Below are 16,829 nucleotides of genomic sequence, written 5' to 3'. Positions count from 1 at the left end.
TACTATAACTTTTTGTTGTTTTGTAAAATTAGAAACTTTTCGAAAACTCGCAAATTTTTTTACCTATTCGATTTTAGATAAACTTTTATAATTGACGAGTAATAATTACTTTTGTACAACACAAAGATAATGAAAACTAAGGTTACAAAGAATGAAAAAAACTTTTTTTCTGCCAAGCAACTAGATGTTTTGTCTTTTTTTAATAATTAAATTATAGAATAATGGTAATTCCTGCACAATTTGACGCAAAGCTAGTAGAGCAAAAATGGTATCAGTATTGGATGGAAAATAATTTTTTCCGATCTATACCAGATGAAAGACAGCCGTACACCATTGTAATACCTCCACCAAACGTAACTGGAGTATTGCATATGGGGCATATGTTGAACGTTACAATTCAAGATGTATTAATTCGTCGCGCCCGTTTAAAAGGGTTAAACGCATGTTGGGTCCCGGGAACGGATCACGCATCTATTGCAACTGAAGCCAAAGTCGTCGCTAAATTGAGAGAGCAGGGAATCAATAAAAACGACTTAACTAGAGAAGAGTTTTTAAAACACGCATGGGAGTGGAAAGAAGAATATGGAGGCGTGATTTTAGATCAGTTGAAAAAACTAGGGGCTTCATGTGATTGGGATCGTACGAAGTTTACGATGGATCCTGAAATGTCACAACAAGTGATTAAGTTGTTTGTTGATTTGTATAACAAAGGATTAATTTACCGCGGGTATCGCATGGTGAACTGGGACCCTGAAGCGAAGACTACCTTATCTGATGAAGAGGTGATCTACGAAGAACGCCAAGGAAAACTATACCACCTAAAATATCAAATCGAAGGAACGTCTGATTATTTGACAATTGCAACCACACGTCCTGAAACCATTTTGGGAGATACTGCTATTTGTATTCATCCAGCAGATGAACGCTACCAACATCTCAAAGGAAAACAAGCAATTGTGCCAATATGCAATCGCACAATTCCTATTATATTTGATGAGTATGTCGATATGGAGTTCGGAACAGGATGTTTAAAAGTAACGCCTGCCCATGATATCAATGACAAAGAGCTTGGTGAACGCCACAATTTAGAAATTATAGACATTTTTAATGCTGATGCTACACTAAACGATCTTGGATTGCACTACAAAGGCAAAGATCGCTTTGTTGTACGCAAAGAAATTGAAGCTGAATTAGCGTCAATTGGCGCATTGGAAAAAGTAGAAAACTACCTGAATAATGTAGGAACATCTGAGCGCACCAAAGCTGTAATTGAACCGCGTTTGTCTGATCAGTGGTTTTTGAAAATGGAGGAATTGGCAAAACCTGCTTTAGATGCCGTAATGACAACGGAAGAGGTTAAACTGTATCCAAGTCGTTATAACAGTACTTATAGAAGCTGGTTGGAAAATATTCGCGATTGGAATATTTCTCGTCAATTGTGGTGGGGCCATCAAATTCCTGCATTCTACTACGGCGATGGAAAGGAAGATTTTGTTGTTGCTGAAACAGTAGAAGCTGCACTTGAATTAGCGAAAACAAAAACAGGAAAAACGGATTTGACTGTCGCTGATTTAAAACAAGATGAAGATGCTTTAGATACGTGGTTCTCTTCTTGGTTGTGGCCGATGGCGGTATTTAACGGATTAATCGACCCTGAAAACGAAGAATTTAAGTACTATTACCCAACAAATGATTTAGTGACCGGTCCAGATATTATTTTCTTCTGGGTGGCACGTATGATTATGGCAGGGTATGAATACACGGGTAAACAGCCGTTTACCAATGTTTATTTTACGGGAATTGTACGTGATAAACAGCGTCGAAAAATGTCTAAATCACTAGGAAACTCTCCAGATGCTTTAGGTTTGATCGACAAATTTGGTGCTGATGGAGTTCGCGTAGGTTTATTGCTATCGGCTTCTGCTGGAAACGATATCTTGTTTGATGAAGATTTATGTGCGCAAGGAAAGGCCTTTACCAATAAGGTTTGGAATGCCTTCCGTCTGATCAAAGGATGGGAAGTTTCTCAAACGTTGGAACAGCCTGAAACAGCAAAAGTTTCTTTGGCTTGGTATGAAGCAAAATTGCAAAAAACACTAGTGGAAATCGAAGATCACTTCTCAAAATACAGAATCTCAGATGCGTTAATGGCTATCTATAAATTAGTTTGGGATGATTTCTGCTCTTGGTTCTTGGAAATGATTAAACCAGGATACCAACAGCCAATTGATGCGGTTACCTACCGTAAAGCAATTGAATTGTTGGAAGAAAATCTCAAGCTTTTACATCCATTTATGCCATTCTTAACCGAAGAAATTTGGCAACATATCGATTCTCGTACGCCTGAACAAGCGTTAGTAGTTTCTGCTTGGCCAGAAATAAAAGGGTTTGACGAAAAGTTGATTAAAGAGTTTGAATTTGCCATGGAAGTAATTGCTGGTATTCGTACCATCAGAAAAGATAAAAATATCTCTTTCAAAGAAAGCATTGATCTTAAAATAATTAACAACGAAAAAGTGTCAACTTATTTTGATAGTGTAATCTCAAAATTAGGAAACATTGTTAGTATGGAATACGTTGCGGATCAAGTTAGTGGTGCGTTGTCCTACCGAGTGAAATCAAATGAATACTTTATCCCGATTGCAGGTAGTGTGAATGTAGAAGAGGAAATAGCAAAACTTGAAGAAGAGTTGAAGTATCTGAAAGGTTTCTTGAAATCTGTACAAGGGAAGCTATCAAATGAAAAATTCGTTAGTGGAGCACCAGAACAGGTGGTGGCAAATGAAAAGCAAAAAGAAGCAGATGCTTTGGCAAAAATTTCAACCATTGAACACAGTTTAGCTGGTTTGAAATAGAAATAAAAACAAGTTGATTATAAGGTCTTTCGTTTGTGTACACAAACGAAAGACCTTTTTTTTTATCTTCGCCTTCATGAAATACAACCTCCATACACATCATCGATGTAAGGACTCAGATACGTTAGCTATTGTCAGTCAAGACTTGTTAGCTGTGGACCTTAGCATTCCTCATTTTTCTTTGGGTATTCACCCTTGGTATATCACGCCTACTTTGATTGAAGAACAGTTGCATTTCATTGAATCACAGCTGCATCATCCCAATTGTTTAGCTATTGGAGAGTGTGGGCTAGATAAGAAAATAGATATTCCTTTGGCATTGCAAGAAGAAGTATTAGTTCGTCAATTACTTCTTGCAGAAAAATATAAAAAAGCTGTAATTTTGCACGTCGTTTCGGCTTATCAAGAAATTATTGCACTCAAAAAGCGGTTGAAACTGACCGTTCCTCTTGTGGTCCATGGATTTAATAAACATCAACAGGTGGCAGAAAGTTTGTGGAAAAATGGCATTTATCTCTCTTTTGGTCAGGCGTTGTTGTACAATACTCAATTGCAAGAGACTTTTGTTGCTGTGCCTCAAGCGTTTTTGTTTTTGGAGACGGATGATGTTCAGGAGATTACAATAGCGGATATCTATGCTAAAGCTGAAACGTTGCGTCCTGCTATAGGAGAAATTGTGGCGTCGAATTTTAAACGCATACTGAATAAAGAATAATAAGAACAGCCTTTTTAGGGTGATTAATAAATAGAAATAGATGGCTATTTGGCAAGAAAGAGCAGCCTTGCTTTTTAAAGAAGAAGGACTAGAAAAATTAAAAAACGCCAACGTATTAGTTGTTGGATTAGGAGGTGTTGGATCATTTGCCGCTGAGTTTTTGGCTCGTGCAGGGGTGGGAACGATGACGATTGTCGATGGTGATACAGTGGATATCACAAATATCAACAGACAATTGCCTGCTTTACACTCTACTGTGGGAATGGCAAAAGTGCACGTAGTAGGTGATCGCCTGATGGATATCAATCCCGAATTGAAGCTAACGCGTATACAAGAGTTTTTGTCTCCTGAACGCACACACGAAGTGGTAACCGATGATTACGACTACGTTTTGGATTGTATTGACAGTATTACCCCTAAAATTAATTTAATCCTCGCAGCCAAACGCAAGCGAATCAAAGTTATTAGTGCTATGGGAGCTGGCGGAAAGATGCAAGCGTCGAAAATAGTCGTAAAAGACATCAGTAAAACCGATGTATGTCCGTTGGCCAAACAAATTCGCAAGCGCCTAAAAAAAGAGGGGATTTCCTCGGGCGTAAAAGCTATATTTTCAACAGAAAAACCTGATGAAAGCAGTTTGAAAATGACGGATGGATCTAACTTTAAAAAATCGTTCTTCGGTACGAATAGCTGGATGCCAGCTTTGTTTGGTTTACACGCAGCAGAAAATGTAATCCGCTATTTGTTAGCAAAGTAAAAGCATAAAAAAGGAACTTGATCAAGTTCCTTTTTTTTATGTTATAGGTTGCCTTAAGACGGCAATAGGTCCATGGCAAGTAAGAGTTGTAATACAATGATCAATATTGAAAGCACCCACAAAAAACCATAAATAACATAGTGTAGGAGACTAGTTTTTTCACCCGCTATTTTTTTTGCTTTTTGCAACATCAACATCGGAATAATTAACGCTAAAACAACCAAAGAAATTGAAGCATATCCCAATGCAATTACAAAACCATCAGGATAGAACAGAGCAAAAAGGATAGGAGGCAAGAACGTTAGAATGAACGCTGTTGCGTTGTGCTTAATCTTTGGACGATCTTTAGCTAAATCCTTGATATAATCGTTTAATGCTAATGCAACACCCCAAAAAGAGGTTAAGATGGCTGCAGCGGCAAAGATGGTGAATGAAATCTTGATCCATGGAGAGTCACTACTAGCTTTAATCGCGACTAATAATCCTTCAAGTCCTGCATTATCTCTCAAAATAGTACTGAACACGCTGCTTTCAATAGTACCTAAAATGGTCATTTCCCAGATGAGGTATAAGATCAACGGCAGTATACTTCCCGCAAAAAACACCCATTTTAGTTGGCGTAAATTACCGTCTAAGTATTTAACCAAACTTGGGATGACCACACTAAACCCAAAAGAGGTAAAGATAATAGGGATTGTGGCTAATGCAGGTAAGGGAGTGGTTGGGATATAGCTCAAATAAGCCGTTTCAATATGGGGAAGTAATAATCCCAATACCAAAAATAGACACAAGAGTTTGACTGAAAACACCATTTTCGTGCTGTAATCAACAGCTCGAGTACCAAAGGCAATAATGCCGCCGAAAAGCAAGGTAAAGAGAATGGCACTTAGTTGAGGTGGAATTTTTAGGTCGAGTACATGCTCTAAATTGGTGCGTAAAATATCACCACCACCAGCGATATAAGCGCTTGTCAATGCATACATTAACGTTAACATACTTACGCCAGTAACATATGCGCCTGGTTTTCCCAAATATTTTATCGTCAGGGTGTTTAACCCATCCTCAGGTGAATTGTATCGATAGACGTTTACTAATAAAACGGAAGTATAAAACATAGCAAACCAAATACAGAATAAGATGAACGACATCAATATAAAGCCAACATTGGCTGATATAATGGGGATAGCTAACATGCCCGCGCCTATTGTAGTCCCTGCTACAATAAGAATACTTCCGATAATTTTTTGCATTTCGTTTAAAATTTATATTTTTTGTTATTTGTTCATTCATATAGGGGTAACTAATAATGTGGATACACCACAATTATTATACCTCTGTAAGGCTTTTTTTAAAATTCACTAAAAAAGACTATAAAAAAAATAAATATATGTTTTTATTCGTAGACTTTTCAATATGATTTCGCTTATTATTGAGATTATCTCAGTATAACTGGTTTTTTTTTGTCGTTTTTTTGTTTTTACTTCTTTTGAACGGGTTGCTTATTGCTGTTTTTTTAAGGTTAATTCATTGGTTTTTAGCGATTAAATAAGATGTAAATCCGAGTGTAATTGGAAAAGTACCAGGGATTCCCTAAACTGTCTCCCTGTGAATTGGATTACAATGTTTATCTTTGAGTAGATCAAAAGGAAAGCACTATGTTGAAAATTGAAGAAGAATTACTGTCCAAAAACATCAAACCTACCGCTATGCGCATCTTGGTTTTAAAGTTTTTAAAACAGCAAGAAGGAGCGGTGTCTCTAGCGGATATAGAAAATAGCTTTGATCAATCGGATCGAGTAACTATTTACCGCACCGTTAAAACATTTGAAAGTAAAGGACTTTTGCATCGCATTACGGCAACTAACACCACGCAATACGCTTTGTGTTCTTCTAATTGTTCTGAGGATAAACACCGAGATACCCACTTGCATTTTATTTGCAACCAATGTAAAAAAACAATCTGCCTGACCCAAGTCGCCATTCCGACTATTGAGATACCTGATGGATTCCAATTGAGTCAAATCGAAGTTATTGCACAAGGAATATGCAACGATTGTAAATCTTAGGTTGTTTGAGTAATATGCTGCATAATGCGTTTCGCGTGTATTCTCGAATTCTCAATAAACCAAGTGTGTGTATTTAATCCTCCGCAAACTACACCGGCCAAATATAACTTTGGAATATTGGTCTCCATTGTTTCAGGATGATAGGTAGGGAATTGATCGACGGTGTCTTGTATTGTAATTCCCAGTTGGTGTAAGAAATTAAAATCTGGGCGATAACCCGTAAGTGCCAAGACAAAGTCATTGGAAATGCAATAGGATTCTTTGCCGCTTTGAATGTACACTTCTGATGCTGTAATAGCAGTTAATTGGCTGTTGTAATACACTTGGATGGCGCCTTCTGCAATTCGATTCTCAATGTCGGGTTTTACCCAATACTTTACGTGAGAACTTATGGCTTGATCTCGAACGACCATCGTTACTTTGGCTCCTTTTCGGTAACATTCAAGTGCTGCATCTACAGAAGAATTACTCGCTCCAACAACCACAACTTGCATATTGGCATAAAAATGAGGGTCGTTGTAATAGTGAGAAACTTTAGGAAGATCTTCTCCTGGGATGTTCAATAAGTTGGGGAAATCGTAAAACCCAGTAGCAACTACAACATGAGAAGCTGCATACTGTGCCTTTGTTGTTTGTACGTGAAAATGCCCTTCGACTTGTTTGTCTACTGCTGTAACTTTTTCAAATAAGTGAATGCATAAATCGTGTAACTGAGTAACACGTCTATAATACTCTAAGGCTTCTTTTCGTCTTGGTTTATTTTCCGCACTAATAAAGGGGATGTGATCCAATTCTAGCAATTCTGAAGTTGAAAAGAACTGCATATTGATCGGATAGTGATACAAGGAATTTACTAAACAACCTTTTTCAATAATTACATAGGTTAATCCTGCTTTTTTCGCTTCTATTCCACAGGCAATGCCTATAGGACCTCCACCAATAATGAGTACGTCAACGTGTTTCATTGTGTAAGAAAATAAACCCAACAAGGGTAGTTTTTAGTCTTTCTAACAAAAGTATTGAATTATTTTGGATAGGCGACAAATGTCTAGGGAAAGACTTCGCTAAAAAAGGGTTAAAAAAAAAAGGATGCCCAGTGGACATCCTTTATTATTTTATGTTGAAAAGATTACTCAGTTACTTTATCAGCTACTAAGTGAATTCCAATTTCCATATCTTGGCTAATCGCCCAGTCAGCTGGATTTAAAGCAGCTCCTGAATCTTTATCTGTAGTACCGAATACTAATCCCCATGCAGCGCGATCTGCGATGAATGAAGCATGCATAACCGCTTTACCGTTTTCTACTGTAACTTTAGCAGGGAAAGTGATGTTTACTGTTTTTCCTAAAATTGTTAAGTTTCCACTTACCATTTTGTTTGCTCCTTCTACAGTACTTTTGTGTTGTGTAGCGTCGAAATCTTCTACTTTAGTGATTTTGAAATCTACCGTAGGGTTTTTCTCTACGTCGAAGAAATCAGGACTTTTTAAGTGTCCTCCTAATTTTTCAATATCCTCATCAGCATCAACAGAAGCGCGGTCAACCTTAATAGAGTTCATGTCTATAGTGTATGAACCTGCGTTTAATCCATTTGCGTCAATGGCAATATCTCCAGCGCTTAAAGCTAATGTACCAAAACGAGGATTAAGTCCACCTTTGTGTCCTACTTTCCAGTTAACACTACTTTCTGTTAAGTTTACAACATACTTGTCTCCTTGTTCTGTTGCAACTTCTTGTTCTGTTGTAGTTGTTGCTTTATCAGCATTCTTATTTCCACATGATGCTAATGAAAGAGCAGCTACAACTGCTACTGATAATAAAATTTTTTTCATCTTAATTCGCTATTTTGTTACCCCAAATGTACAATACAAAAATGGATATGCAAGAGTTTATTCAGGTGTGGAATGTTAAAAAGTTGTAAATATTCGTTTTTTGTGAAATTATGACGCCTTTTTAGTTGATAATGTTTTTAAAAATATGTCTTTTTGGATAAAAAAGGTAGCTTTTTTCGTAAATCTTCTGTTAACTTCGCTGGCTGTGATCTGATGAATGGCTCCATTTGCTTAGGTAAAAAAAAAAGGATGCCCTATAGCATCCTCTTATGATCGTTTTTACGTGTTTTTTAAAACTATAGTTCCTTAAAAGTGGAAATAATATTCATTAATTCATCGCCTTGGTAGGTTTGGTTTTGTCCAATGGTCCAACCAATAATCTCATAGTATCCTTTTTTACCTTCTATCATTGTCTGAATCATGTACATATAGTTTCCTTCTTGAGACATAGACAGTTTGTATATTTTTCCCGACAATCCGTTTATTCTAACGTTTTCTTCTTTTACTATCTGGTAATCGGGTCTTTTTTCATAAGTAGCCAGCGCTTTTTTCGTAAACGTTGCGAAATCGGGCGCAGAAGTCTTAGGAGATTCTTTTGCTACGAGGTAAACTTGTTTGAATGTGTTTCCATACTGAATGGCCGCATCTGGATATAAATCGGTCATGGCAGCCAACGTACCAGGCATCTCCATAGAGAATTGATCATTGACATTCACTGTTTGAGGGGGTGCCACTTTTTGATTGCAACTTGCCATCCCTAAGGTTATACATAGAATAAAGAGAAGTTTTTTCATCTGAAAACAATTTTAAATAATGAATATTTAAAGTTAAGTCAAAATTCTCAAACGCTGAGCCCTGAAAGAGTAATTTTTTTTCAGCCAAAGTAGAGCGCATAAGCACTTGTCAAGGGGCTGATTGAGTTTGACTGCCTTGCTAGGCGTTATTTTAAGCGCATGTGTTTTCTGAATTGAATAGATTATCGTAATTTAGAAGACATTAATCAACAAAATAAAAAGAATTATGGCAAAAAGAGTTTTAATGTTAGCGGGTGATTTTGTGGAAGACTACGAAGTAATGGTTCCCTACCAAGCATTGCTATCTGTAGGAGTAGCAGTGGATGTGGTTTGTCCTGGAAAGAAAAAGAACGATATCATTGCAACGGCAATTCACGATTTCGTTGGATTTCAGACTTATGCGGAAAGCAGGGGGCATAATTTCGTGATTAACAAGAGTTTTGATGAGGTAAAAGTAGGGGATTATGCTGGGCTATATGTCTGTGGAGGACGTGCCCCTGAATATATTCGATTAAACAAAAAGGTGATTGAAATCGTTCAGTTCTTTTTTGAAAAGAATTTGCCAATTGCGGCTATTTGTCACGGAATTCAGGTCCTAACACCTGCAAATGTCCTACAAGGCAGAACCTTGACTGCGTATCCAGCAGTGGGACCAGACATCGTTGTAGCAGGAGGTGTATACAAGGAAATAGATGCGGACAAAGCCATAACGGACGGCAATTTAACCACTTCACCTGCCTGGCCTGGCCATCCTGCTATTTTGAGTGAATTTTATAAGTTATTAGGGATAAAAATAGGATAGGGATGATCCTGTAGTAGTTTGCGCGGCGAAAAGAAGAACACTTGTAAAACATTTCTTATTTTAGCAGCGCAAATTTTTTATATATGATTTCAGAACTACAATTCCAAGCCGAATTAAATCAAATTATAGTCAATGCAATACGCGAAGACGTTGGAGATGGAGATCACAGCTCCTTGGCGTGTATCCCATCAAATGCTAAGGGGAAAGCCCAAGTTCTAGTTAAAGAAGAGGGAATTATTGCGGGAGTTGCATTTGCTCAAATGATTTTAAACTACGTGGATGCGAGTTTAGTTGTTGAGGTGTTTATTCCTGATGGAACGGCAGTTCAAGTGGGAGATGTAGTATTAACCGTAGCAGGATCTTCTCAGTCCATTTTAAAAGCGGAACGCTTTATGTTGAATGCGATGCAACGCATGAGTGCCATCGCAACTAAAACGCGCGTTTTTGTGGATTTACTTGAGGGAACGGGAACTAAAATTCTAGATACGCGTAAAACTACACCAGGTATTCGCGCCATTGAAAAATGGGCCGTGAAAATTGCAGGAGGTGAAAATCATCGCTTTGCCCTATATGACATGATCATGCTCAAAGACAACCACATCGATTTTGCCGGCGGCATAAAAGAAGCAATAGAAAAAACCAACCAATACCTAAAAGAGCAAAACAAAGCATTGAAAATTATCGTAGAAGCACGTAATTTGGATGAAGTTAAACAAATCTTAGCCTGTGAGAATGTATATCGCATCCTCTTGGATAATTTTGACTTTGAAACGACAAAAGAAGCCGTAGCCTTAATCGGTAATCAATGCCAAACTGAATCATCTGGCAATATTGATGAAACAACAGTTCGTGCTTATGCGCTTTGTGGCGTAGATTATGTTTCTTCTGGAGCCTTGACTCATTCTGTTTATAATATGGATTTAAGTTTAAAAGCGGTTTTATAACAAAGACAAAAGCGAAAATGTCAGACGTAGAGAATAAGTTAGATCGAATACCTATCGTCAATAAAATTGTTCGAGGATTGAAACGAGTGAAGTTTTCTTTCCTGGAAGGGTATTCTCTTTTTGATTTAATCGAACTATATGTAGTCGGTATTATCAAAGGAGCTTTTTCTTATCGCGCAGGTTCTATTGCCTTTAGTTTCTTTATGGCTTTGTTTCCCTTTGCCCTTTTTATTCTAAACCTCATACCCTATATTCCCATTGACAATTTTCAGGCTGACTTTTTGCAGTTTATCGAAAATTCAGTGCCTCCAAATACCTATGAAGCCATTCAATCTATTATTCTTGATATTATGAATAATAGTTATAAATCATTGCTTTCTTCAGGTTTTTTACTGTCTATTTTTTTAATGACCAATGGCGTATTCGCTATTATTGGTGGATTTGAATCGTCCTATCACATTACGATTTCACGCAATATCATTCGACAGTATTTAGTTGCTTTAGCCTTGTCGTTGGCGCTGTCCTTTGTCTTGATTTTTTCTGTTGCCTTTTACGTCATCCTCGAAGTGTTGATTTACCGATTTGCCATTGGAGTGAATTGGTTGGTCTGGTTGCGTAATTTGTACCTATTACTCGTTGTTTTATTGACAACCTCCATCTTGTACAAATTTGGTGCAAAAGAAACCAAGAAAGTGTCTTTCATCTCCATCGGATCTGTATTTACAACGATCTTGTATGTGTTAACCTCTTATGGTTTTGGGGTGTATGTGCTTCGATTCGCGCGTTATAACGAACTGTATGGCTCTATTGGAACGCTACTCGTTGTTATGTTTTACTTGTGGATTAACTGTATGATCCTATTGCTAGGTTTTGAATTAAATTTGGCAATTCGTAAGATTAAATTGAAAAAATAAGTATATTTGAGTGTATTGTTTAATTCAAATGGCTAAAATATTATGAGAAATTCAATGTTAATGATCCTATTTTTAATAGGGGGGCTGTGCTTAGCGCATGGACAGTCGATTGTTGGTAAATGGAAGACCTTTGACGATCAGACAGGAGATGCGAAATCCATTGTAGAGATACTAGAAAAGGACGGGAAGTACCACGGCAAGGTAGTCGAAATACTCAATCCTGCTAAAAAGGATTCTAAATGCGAAAACTGCCCGGGTACAGATAAAGGAAAACCCATTGAAGGGTTAACGATTATTAAAAACCTGACCAAAAAAGGGGCTGAATATACAGGAGGAACAATAATTGATCCTCAATCGGGGAAAGAGTACAAATGCTCGATTAAAACCAATGGAACAACTAAATTAGAAGTCAGAGGTTATGTTGGAATATCCTTAATCGGACGAACCCAAACTTGGACTAAAATGTAAAATAGAACAGAAAGAGGATGCCCAAGAAGGGTATCCTCTTTTTTTGGTCGCTCTATCAACGAGCCATTCTTGCTATGTCAGCGTACTGCCAGCATTATGCGTCCATAGTCACTCTATAATAAACGCTAGTTTTAATAGACTCACTATGGACGCACTATGGACTCACTACGGACTCACCTCAAACAATACTTGTCTCGTCCTACTATAACTGTACAGCTCTTTTTTTTGCTCCTGTTTTTTACTGTACAGCTCTTGTTTATGCTCCTGTTTTTTACTGTACAAAGTGCGAAATAAGCAAAGTAACAATTGTTTGGGCAAGGGAAATGAAAGAGTTAGCACAACAAGCTGTAGTGAAATCGTTAAAATAGGATGAAGATTTGCTTTAAAACTCGTACTTTTGGGAATCAAAAAGTCTGAGACTATTTTTAATTCGTTATAACTTAAAAATCAAATGAATAGAGTATTGGTGTGTTTTTTGTTGCTTATAAGTGTGGGATGTATGACGTCAAAGTCAACGCATCAGCCTTATTTGTATGACAATGGACCCGATTTTGTAGTGGAAGGAATGTATCGCATTGTCGATGAAGAAGGAAAAATGGGATTTGCAAACGTAAAAGGACAAGTGGTTATAAAGCCTCAATTTGCTTTTGTGTTTCCCTTTAAAAATGGCAAGGCAAAAGCAACTTTTGAAGGAAGAAGTAGAGAAGTCTCTGGATCTCGAGGCGAATACCACTATTGGGATAGTCCTTCGTGGTTTTATATTGACAACAAAGGAAACATTGTTTCTGAGAAAAACGCGAACTAAAATAATCTCCTAACTTCGTGTACAACCGAAGCGTCGAAATGATTAATCAATCCTAACATGCATTATTTTGTAGAGGTTATTGTACCTTTAGCTTTAGACCCTACGTTTACGTATCGTATTAACGAGATGGAGTTTGACTTCATTCAAGTAGGTATGCGCGTAGCCGTGCCTTTCGGTCGAAACAAGGTGTATACGGCTTTGGTGGTAGAGAAGCACCATCGTCAGCCCGCCTTGTATGAAGCCAAGGATATTCATGAAATTATTGATGTTGAGCCCGTTGTAACACCAGCGCAAATTAAATTTTGGACCTGGTTGGCCGAATACTATATGTGTACGTTGGGTGATGTCTATAAAGGGGCTATGCCTTCGCGATTACTCTTAGAAAGCGAAACCATTATTCAATGGAATGACAAATCCGTTATCTCAGTAGAGGAATTAAATGATGCTGAATACTTGTTGTATGAGGCGATGCAAATTCAAGCGATCCTCAAATTAGACGAAGTTATCGCAATTTTAAATCGCAAAAAAGTATTTCCTGTCATCAATAGTTTATTGAGCAAAGGCGCTATTTTCTTACAAGAAGAAATGGTGGAAAAATATAGGCCGAAACAGATTCGCTATGTGCGATTGGCTGAAGCTTATACTCAAGAAGATGGCTTGACCAAGCTCATGGAAGTAGTGAGTCGAGCAGTAAAACAGCGAGAGTTGGTGTTGAAGTATTTTCAACTTCAAGCCATCCAAAAGAAACCCATTAGCGTCAAACAATTGATAGACGAAGGCGAGAGCAGTCAAGCAATCGTCAATGCTTTGATCGAAAAAGGCGTATTTGAAGCATACTATTTAAATCACGATCGGGTGATTTTTAATGAAGCAACGGCTGAGGGAATTCAATTGACCGATGACCAAAGCAAGGCGCTGTGGGAAATCGAACAACAATTTAAAGAAAAAGAAGTGGTGTTGTTACACGGAGTTACCGCATCTGGGAAGACTGAAGTGTACATCAAACTCATAGAAAAATATGTAGCGCAAGAAGGGCAAGTGTTGTTTCTTCTGCCAGAAGTGGGGATTAGTACTCAATTGGTACAGCGTTTGACTGCTTATTTCGGCAATCAAGTAGCGGTCTATCACTCGCGATACTCCCACAACGAGCGTTTAGAAGTGTGGAATCAAGTTTTGCAACAGTCGGAAAAAGCAAAAGTGATCCTTGGTACGCGATTATCCGTATTCTTGCCCTTTCAAGATTTGCGATTGGTTGTCATTGATGAAGAGCACGATTCCAACTACAAACAACACGATCCTGCTCCTCGTTATCACGGAAGGGATGCTGCTGTTGTACTGGCCATGCAACACAAAGCCAAAGTGTTGATGGGTTCGGCTACACCGAGCTTAGAAAGTTATTACAATGCCCATCAAAAAAAATACGGTCTCGTAGAGTTAACCAAGCGCTATACCAATGTATTGTTGCCAGATATCGTTTTAGTAGATATCAAAGACAAGTACAAGCGCAAACAAATGACGGGGCATTTTTCTGATCAGTTGATCGATGAGATAAATCAGGCCTTGTCGTTAGAAGAACAAGTCATTCTCTTTCAAAATCGCAGGGGATTTTCTCCTGTAGTGGAGTGTATGACTTGTGGAGCTGTGCCCGAATGTCCACATTGTGATGTGAGTTTGACCTATCATAAATACAGAAACGAACTGCGTTGCCATTACTGTGGCTATACGTTGCCTATGCCCAAACAATGTGTGCGTTGTCACAGTGTCGACTTGAATACCAAAGGATTTGGAACAGAACAAGTGGAGGAAGAGTTGAGAGAACTATTTCCCAACAAGCGTATTGGGCGTATGGATCAAGATACAACTAGGGGAAAATATGCGTATGAGAAGTTGATTGAATCCTTTGAAAATCGTCAAATTGATATTTTGGTAGGCACACAGATGCTAGCGAAGGGGTTTGATTTTGACAACGTCAATTTAGTGGGGATTATGAATGCCGATAACAGCTTATATCACCCAGATTTTAGAGCTCATGAACGCGCTTTTCAAATGATGACTCAGATTGCAGGACGTTCCGGTCGATTTGACAAGAAGGGAAAAGTAGTCATTCAAACGTTTAATCCCTATCACAACATCATTCAGCAGGTAACCAATTACGATTATAAGTCGATGTATAAAGAACAGATGTATGAACGTCATAATTTTCAATATCCGCCTTTTTATCGCTTGATTCGTTTGACCTTAAAACACCGCGATTTTGAAAAGTTGAGGGAAGCGTCTTTTTGGTTGTACAACAACTTGAAGGGGCAGTTGGGAATTCCTGTTTTAGGACCAGAAGAACCCGCTATTAATCGCATCCGAAACCAGTATATCCGTGTGATTTTAATTAAAATTCCACAGCAAGTGATGTTGAATCAAACCAAGGGGAACGTAAGGCGTATCCTAAAGAGTTTTGAATCGATTGGTGCTTATCGTTCGGTTCATGTAGTGGCTAATGTGGATTTTTATTAGCAACAAAAATAGGAGAGCGATAAATCGCTCTTTTTTTATGGAGGTTAAGTTGTATTTTTGTAGCTTGGACTAAGATTTTAAAAACAAAAGAACATGAGCCAACCCAAAATTGTAGTGTCAAAAGACGCAAGAGAAAGTCAAGATAATTACGACATCATCTATTCGAATATAACCTTCATCAATTTAATTCGAGAAGAAGTAGAAACAGAAGATCCGGAAGAAGACAACGTCGATGAATTAATTCCACATGATGCTTTTTTAAGCTACTATGTCGATTATTATTTGTCTCAGTATGAAAATGGGAATTTTTCCCAGTTTGTGTACAACACAGGAGCAGATTTAGAATTGATTGATTGGATTATCGAAGGATTGGAAAAAATGGGGTCAGTAGAACACCTGGCTTTGTTGAAAAAAAGGTTAGATGTATTAGAGAATATGGATGAGGCGGTGTTAGAAGCATTTATTGAAAGCGATTACTTTGGAACCAATCCAACCCGCGATATTTTAAATGACGATGATTTCTTTAAGATAGAAGAGGACTTGATCGAGTTAAATGCCAATTGGTTGAAACAACATTCCGAACTACTAGCTTTATCCATTGATGAAATGTATGACTACGCAGAGCAATTGTTGGGTAAAAAAGTAGAACGTGAGTAAGAACAACTCTTTTTTCTTTTAAAAAGAGTGAATGTCACAAAGATGTCGTAAGAATGACATGAGGTATTTGCTTGTCAATCATTAGGTTTGCTTGAAAATAAATAATGTGATTTACGATGGTAAATATAGGAGAACAGGTGAAAAACCTTCGCATAGGTAAGGGCTATTCACAAGAAGAATTAGCGAATTTATCAGGATTATCGATCCGTACGATTCAACGCATTGAAAAGGGAGAAACTATTCCAAGAGGACATACCTTACATCGGTTAAGTGAGGTCTTGGAGGTAGAAGTAAGTGAACTAGTCGCACAAGAGGAGCGAATCGCTGCAGCGCCAAAAAGTTCAGTACGCCCGATCTATCTCTTGGTTTTGATAGGTCTTGTAGTGCCTCTAGGTAATGTGATTGGTCCCTTGATTGGGTGGAGTATATATAAAAAGGAAAGTGAAGTTGCTGATGTGGTAGGTAAGAATGTGATCTTGACGCAATTGATTTATAGCTTGGTTACCAGTGCGTTAATTCTATATGCTGTTTTTACCAAATTGGATCAGCATCAAGGTTATGTATTTGAGTGGTTGATTGGTCTTGGTTTTGTTTTAGCAGTAATCAATTACAGCTTAGTTTTATATGCTGGTATTCAGTCAGAAGGGAAACGTAAAATGTATGTTCCTTTTTATAAAATGGCGTATGTTTAGTTTGCTATAGGTAGGACTGGA

The 16,829-nt window shown here is 37.8% G+C and carries 16 protein-coding genes; 12 read left to right on the top strand and 4 right to left on the bottom strand.

The window, feature by feature from the left end; all coding sequences use genetic code 11:
* Positions 1 to 221 precede the first annotated feature (221 nt).
* From HX062_RS06895 to HX062_RS06885, 3 genes are all read left to right on the top strand, one after another.
* Positions 222 to 2,855, top strand: a complete 2,634-nt coding sequence (locus tag HX062_RS06895; protein WP_286466889.1) for a valine--tRNA ligase — start codon at positions 222 to 224, stop codon at positions 2,853 to 2,855.
* A gap of 76 nt (positions 2,856 to 2,931) precedes the next feature.
* The gene (locus HX062_RS06890; protein WP_286466887.1) at positions 2,932 to 3,570 is read left to right on the top strand and encodes a TatD family hydrolase; all 639 of its coding nucleotides are present in this window, start codon (positions 2,932 to 2,934) and stop codon (positions 3,568 to 3,570) included.
* Between the two features lie 40 nt (positions 3,571 to 3,610).
* Positions 3,611 to 4,327: a tRNA threonylcarbamoyladenosine dehydratase gene (locus HX062_RS06885; protein ID WP_286466886.1), complete on the top strand. Its 717-nt coding sequence runs from the start codon at positions 3,611 to 3,613 to the stop codon at positions 4,325 to 4,327.
* 53 nt (positions 4,328 to 4,380) lie between these two features.
* Here HX062_RS06885 and HX062_RS06880 read toward each other — a convergent pair whose 3' ends face one another.
* Positions 4,381 to 5,577, bottom strand: coding sequence for an aromatic amino acid transport family protein (locus tag HX062_RS06880; protein ID WP_286466885.1), 1,197 nt, complete (start codon positions 5,575 to 5,577; stop codon positions 4,381 to 4,383).
* Between the two features lie 405 nt (positions 5,578 to 5,982).
* On the opposite strand from HX062_RS06880, the gene HX062_RS06875 reads away from it, so the two are divergent.
* Positions 5,983 to 6,393 carry a Fur family transcriptional regulator gene (locus tag HX062_RS06875; RefSeq protein WP_182627390.1) on the top strand — a complete coding sequence of 137 codons (411 nt, stop codon included), beginning with the start codon at positions 5,983 to 5,985 and terminating at the stop codon, positions 6,391 to 6,393.
* On the opposite strand, the gene HX062_RS06870 is transcribed toward HX062_RS06875, so the two are convergent.
* The 3 genes from HX062_RS06870 to HX062_RS06860 all read right to left on the bottom strand — a co-directional run bounded on the left by HX062_RS06870 (position 6,390) and on the right by HX062_RS06860 (position 9,018).
* Positions 6,390 to 7,358, bottom strand: coding sequence for a YpdA family putative bacillithiol disulfide reductase (locus HX062_RS06870; RefSeq protein WP_286466884.1), 969 nt, complete (start codon positions 7,356 to 7,358; stop codon positions 6,390 to 6,392). The genes HX062_RS06875 and HX062_RS06870 overlap by 4 nt on opposite strands.
* Positions 7,359 to 7,522: 164 nt before the next feature.
* The gene (locus tag HX062_RS06865) at positions 7,523 to 8,224 is read right to left on the bottom strand and encodes a YceI family protein (protein WP_182627394.1); all 702 of its coding nucleotides are present in this window, start codon (positions 8,222 to 8,224) and stop codon (positions 7,523 to 7,525) included.
* A gap of 296 nt (positions 8,225 to 8,520) precedes the next feature.
* On the bottom strand, positions 8,521 to 9,018 hold the full coding sequence (locus HX062_RS06860; RefSeq protein WP_182627396.1) for a hypothetical protein: 498 nt from the start codon (positions 9,016 to 9,018) through the stop codon (positions 8,521 to 8,523).
* A 226-nt stretch (positions 9,019 to 9,244) separates the two neighbouring features.
* On the opposite strand from HX062_RS06860, the gene HX062_RS06855 reads away from it, so the two are divergent.
* From HX062_RS06855 to HX062_RS06820, 8 genes are all read left to right on the top strand, one after another.
* A complete protein-coding gene (locus HX062_RS06855) occupies positions 9,245 to 9,820 on the top strand; it encodes a DJ-1/PfpI family protein (RefSeq protein WP_182627398.1) in 576 nt (191 codons plus the stop codon).
* Between the two features lie 83 nt (positions 9,821 to 9,903).
* On the top strand, positions 9,904 to 10,764 hold the full coding sequence (gene nadC / locus HX062_RS06850) for a carboxylating nicotinate-nucleotide diphosphorylase (RefSeq protein WP_182627400.1): 861 nt from the start codon (positions 9,904 to 9,906) through the stop codon (positions 10,762 to 10,764).
* Between the two features lie 17 nt (positions 10,765 to 10,781).
* The gene (locus tag HX062_RS06845; protein WP_182627402.1) at positions 10,782 to 11,678 is read left to right on the top strand and encodes a YihY/virulence factor BrkB family protein; all 897 of its coding nucleotides are present in this window, start codon (positions 10,782 to 10,784) and stop codon (positions 11,676 to 11,678) included.
* A gap of 42 nt (positions 11,679 to 11,720) precedes the next feature.
* Positions 11,721 to 12,146, top strand: coding sequence for a DUF2147 domain-containing protein (locus HX062_RS06840; protein WP_182627404.1), 426 nt, complete (start codon positions 11,721 to 11,723; stop codon positions 12,144 to 12,146).
* Between the two features lie 499 nt (positions 12,147 to 12,645).
* Entirely contained in the window at positions 12,646 to 12,951 is a 306-nt protein-coding gene (locus HX062_RS06835) for a WG repeat-containing protein (RefSeq protein WP_286466883.1), read from the top strand.
* A gap of 57 nt (positions 12,952 to 13,008) precedes the next feature.
* On the top strand, positions 13,009 to 15,459 hold the full coding sequence (priA, locus tag HX062_RS06830; RefSeq protein WP_182627408.1) for a replication restart helicase PriA: 2,451 nt from the start codon (positions 13,009 to 13,011) through the stop codon (positions 15,457 to 15,459).
* A 93-nt stretch (positions 15,460 to 15,552) separates the two neighbouring features.
* Positions 15,553 to 16,116, top strand: a complete 564-nt coding sequence (locus HX062_RS06825) for a DMP19 family protein (RefSeq protein WP_286466882.1) — start codon at positions 15,553 to 15,555, stop codon at positions 16,114 to 16,116.
* 116 nt (positions 16,117 to 16,232) lie between these two features.
* Positions 16,233 to 16,808: a helix-turn-helix domain-containing protein gene (locus HX062_RS06820; protein WP_286466881.1), complete on the top strand. Its 576-nt coding sequence runs from the start codon at positions 16,233 to 16,235 to the stop codon at positions 16,806 to 16,808.
* Positions 16,809 to 16,829 lie beyond the last annotated feature (21 nt).

The sequence above is a fragment of the Myroides sp. DF42-4-2 genome (assembly GCF_030326445.1).
Taxonomy (GTDB): Bacteria; Bacteroidota; Bacteroidia; order Flavobacteriales; family Flavobacteriaceae; genus Flavobacterium.
Note: the sequence above shows the minus strand (reverse complement) of the source record. Positions and strands in the feature narration are given on the sequence as shown.

Bases quoted from the DNA above. Each gene is read 5' to 3' on its own strand.
- HX062_RS06825 (WP_286466882.1), top strand. From the start codon at position 15,553: ATGAGCCAACCCAAAATTGTAGTGTCAAAAGACGCAAGAGAAAGTCAA.
- HX062_RS06855 (WP_182627398.1), top strand. From the start codon at position 9,245: ATGGCAAAAAGAGTTTTAATGTTAGCGGGTGATTTTGTGGAAGACTAC.
- HX062_RS06880 (WP_286466885.1), bottom strand. From the start codon at position 5,577: ATGCAAAAAATTATCGGAAGTATTCTTATTGTAGCAGGGACTACAATA.
- HX062_RS06860 (WP_182627396.1), bottom strand. From the start codon at position 9,018: ATGAAAAAACTTCTCTTTATTCTATGTATAACCTTAGGGATGGCAAGT.
- HX062_RS06890 (WP_286466887.1), top strand. From the start codon at position 2,932: ATGAAATACAACCTCCATACACATCATCGATGTAAGGACTCAGATACG.
- HX062_RS06840 (WP_182627404.1), top strand. From the start codon at position 11,721: ATGAGAAATTCAATGTTAATGATCCTATTTTTAATAGGGGGGCTGTGC.
- HX062_RS06835 (WP_286466883.1), top strand. From the start codon at position 12,646: ATGACGTCAAAGTCAACGCATCAGCCTTATTTGTATGACAATGGACCC.
- HX062_RS06845 (WP_182627402.1), top strand. From the start codon at position 10,782: ATGTCAGACGTAGAGAATAAGTTAGATCGAATACCTATCGTCAATAAA.
- HX062_RS06895 (WP_286466889.1), top strand. From the start codon at position 222: ATGGTAATTCCTGCACAATTTGACGCAAAGCTAGTAGAGCAAAAATGG.
- HX062_RS06885 (WP_286466886.1), top strand. From the start codon at position 3,611: ATGGCTATTTGGCAAGAAAGAGCAGCCTTGCTTTTTAAAGAAGAAGGA.
- HX062_RS06870 (WP_286466884.1), bottom strand. From the start codon at position 7,358: ATGAAACACGTTGACGTACTCATTATTGGTGGAGGTCCTATAGGCATT.
- priA (WP_182627408.1), top strand. From the start codon at position 13,009: ATGCATTATTTTGTAGAGGTTATTGTACCTTTAGCTTTAGACCCTACG.
- HX062_RS06875 (WP_182627390.1), top strand. From the start codon at position 5,983: ATGTTGAAAATTGAAGAAGAATTACTGTCCAAAAACATCAAACCTACC.
- nadC (WP_182627400.1), top strand. From the start codon at position 9,904: ATGATTTCAGAACTACAATTCCAAGCCGAATTAAATCAAATTATAGTC.
- HX062_RS06865 (WP_182627394.1), bottom strand. From the start codon at position 8,224: ATGAAAAAAATTTTATTATCAGTAGCAGTTGTAGCTGCTCTTTCATTA.
- HX062_RS06820 (WP_286466881.1), top strand. From the start codon at position 16,233: ATGGTAAATATAGGAGAACAGGTGAAAAACCTTCGCATAGGTAAGGGC.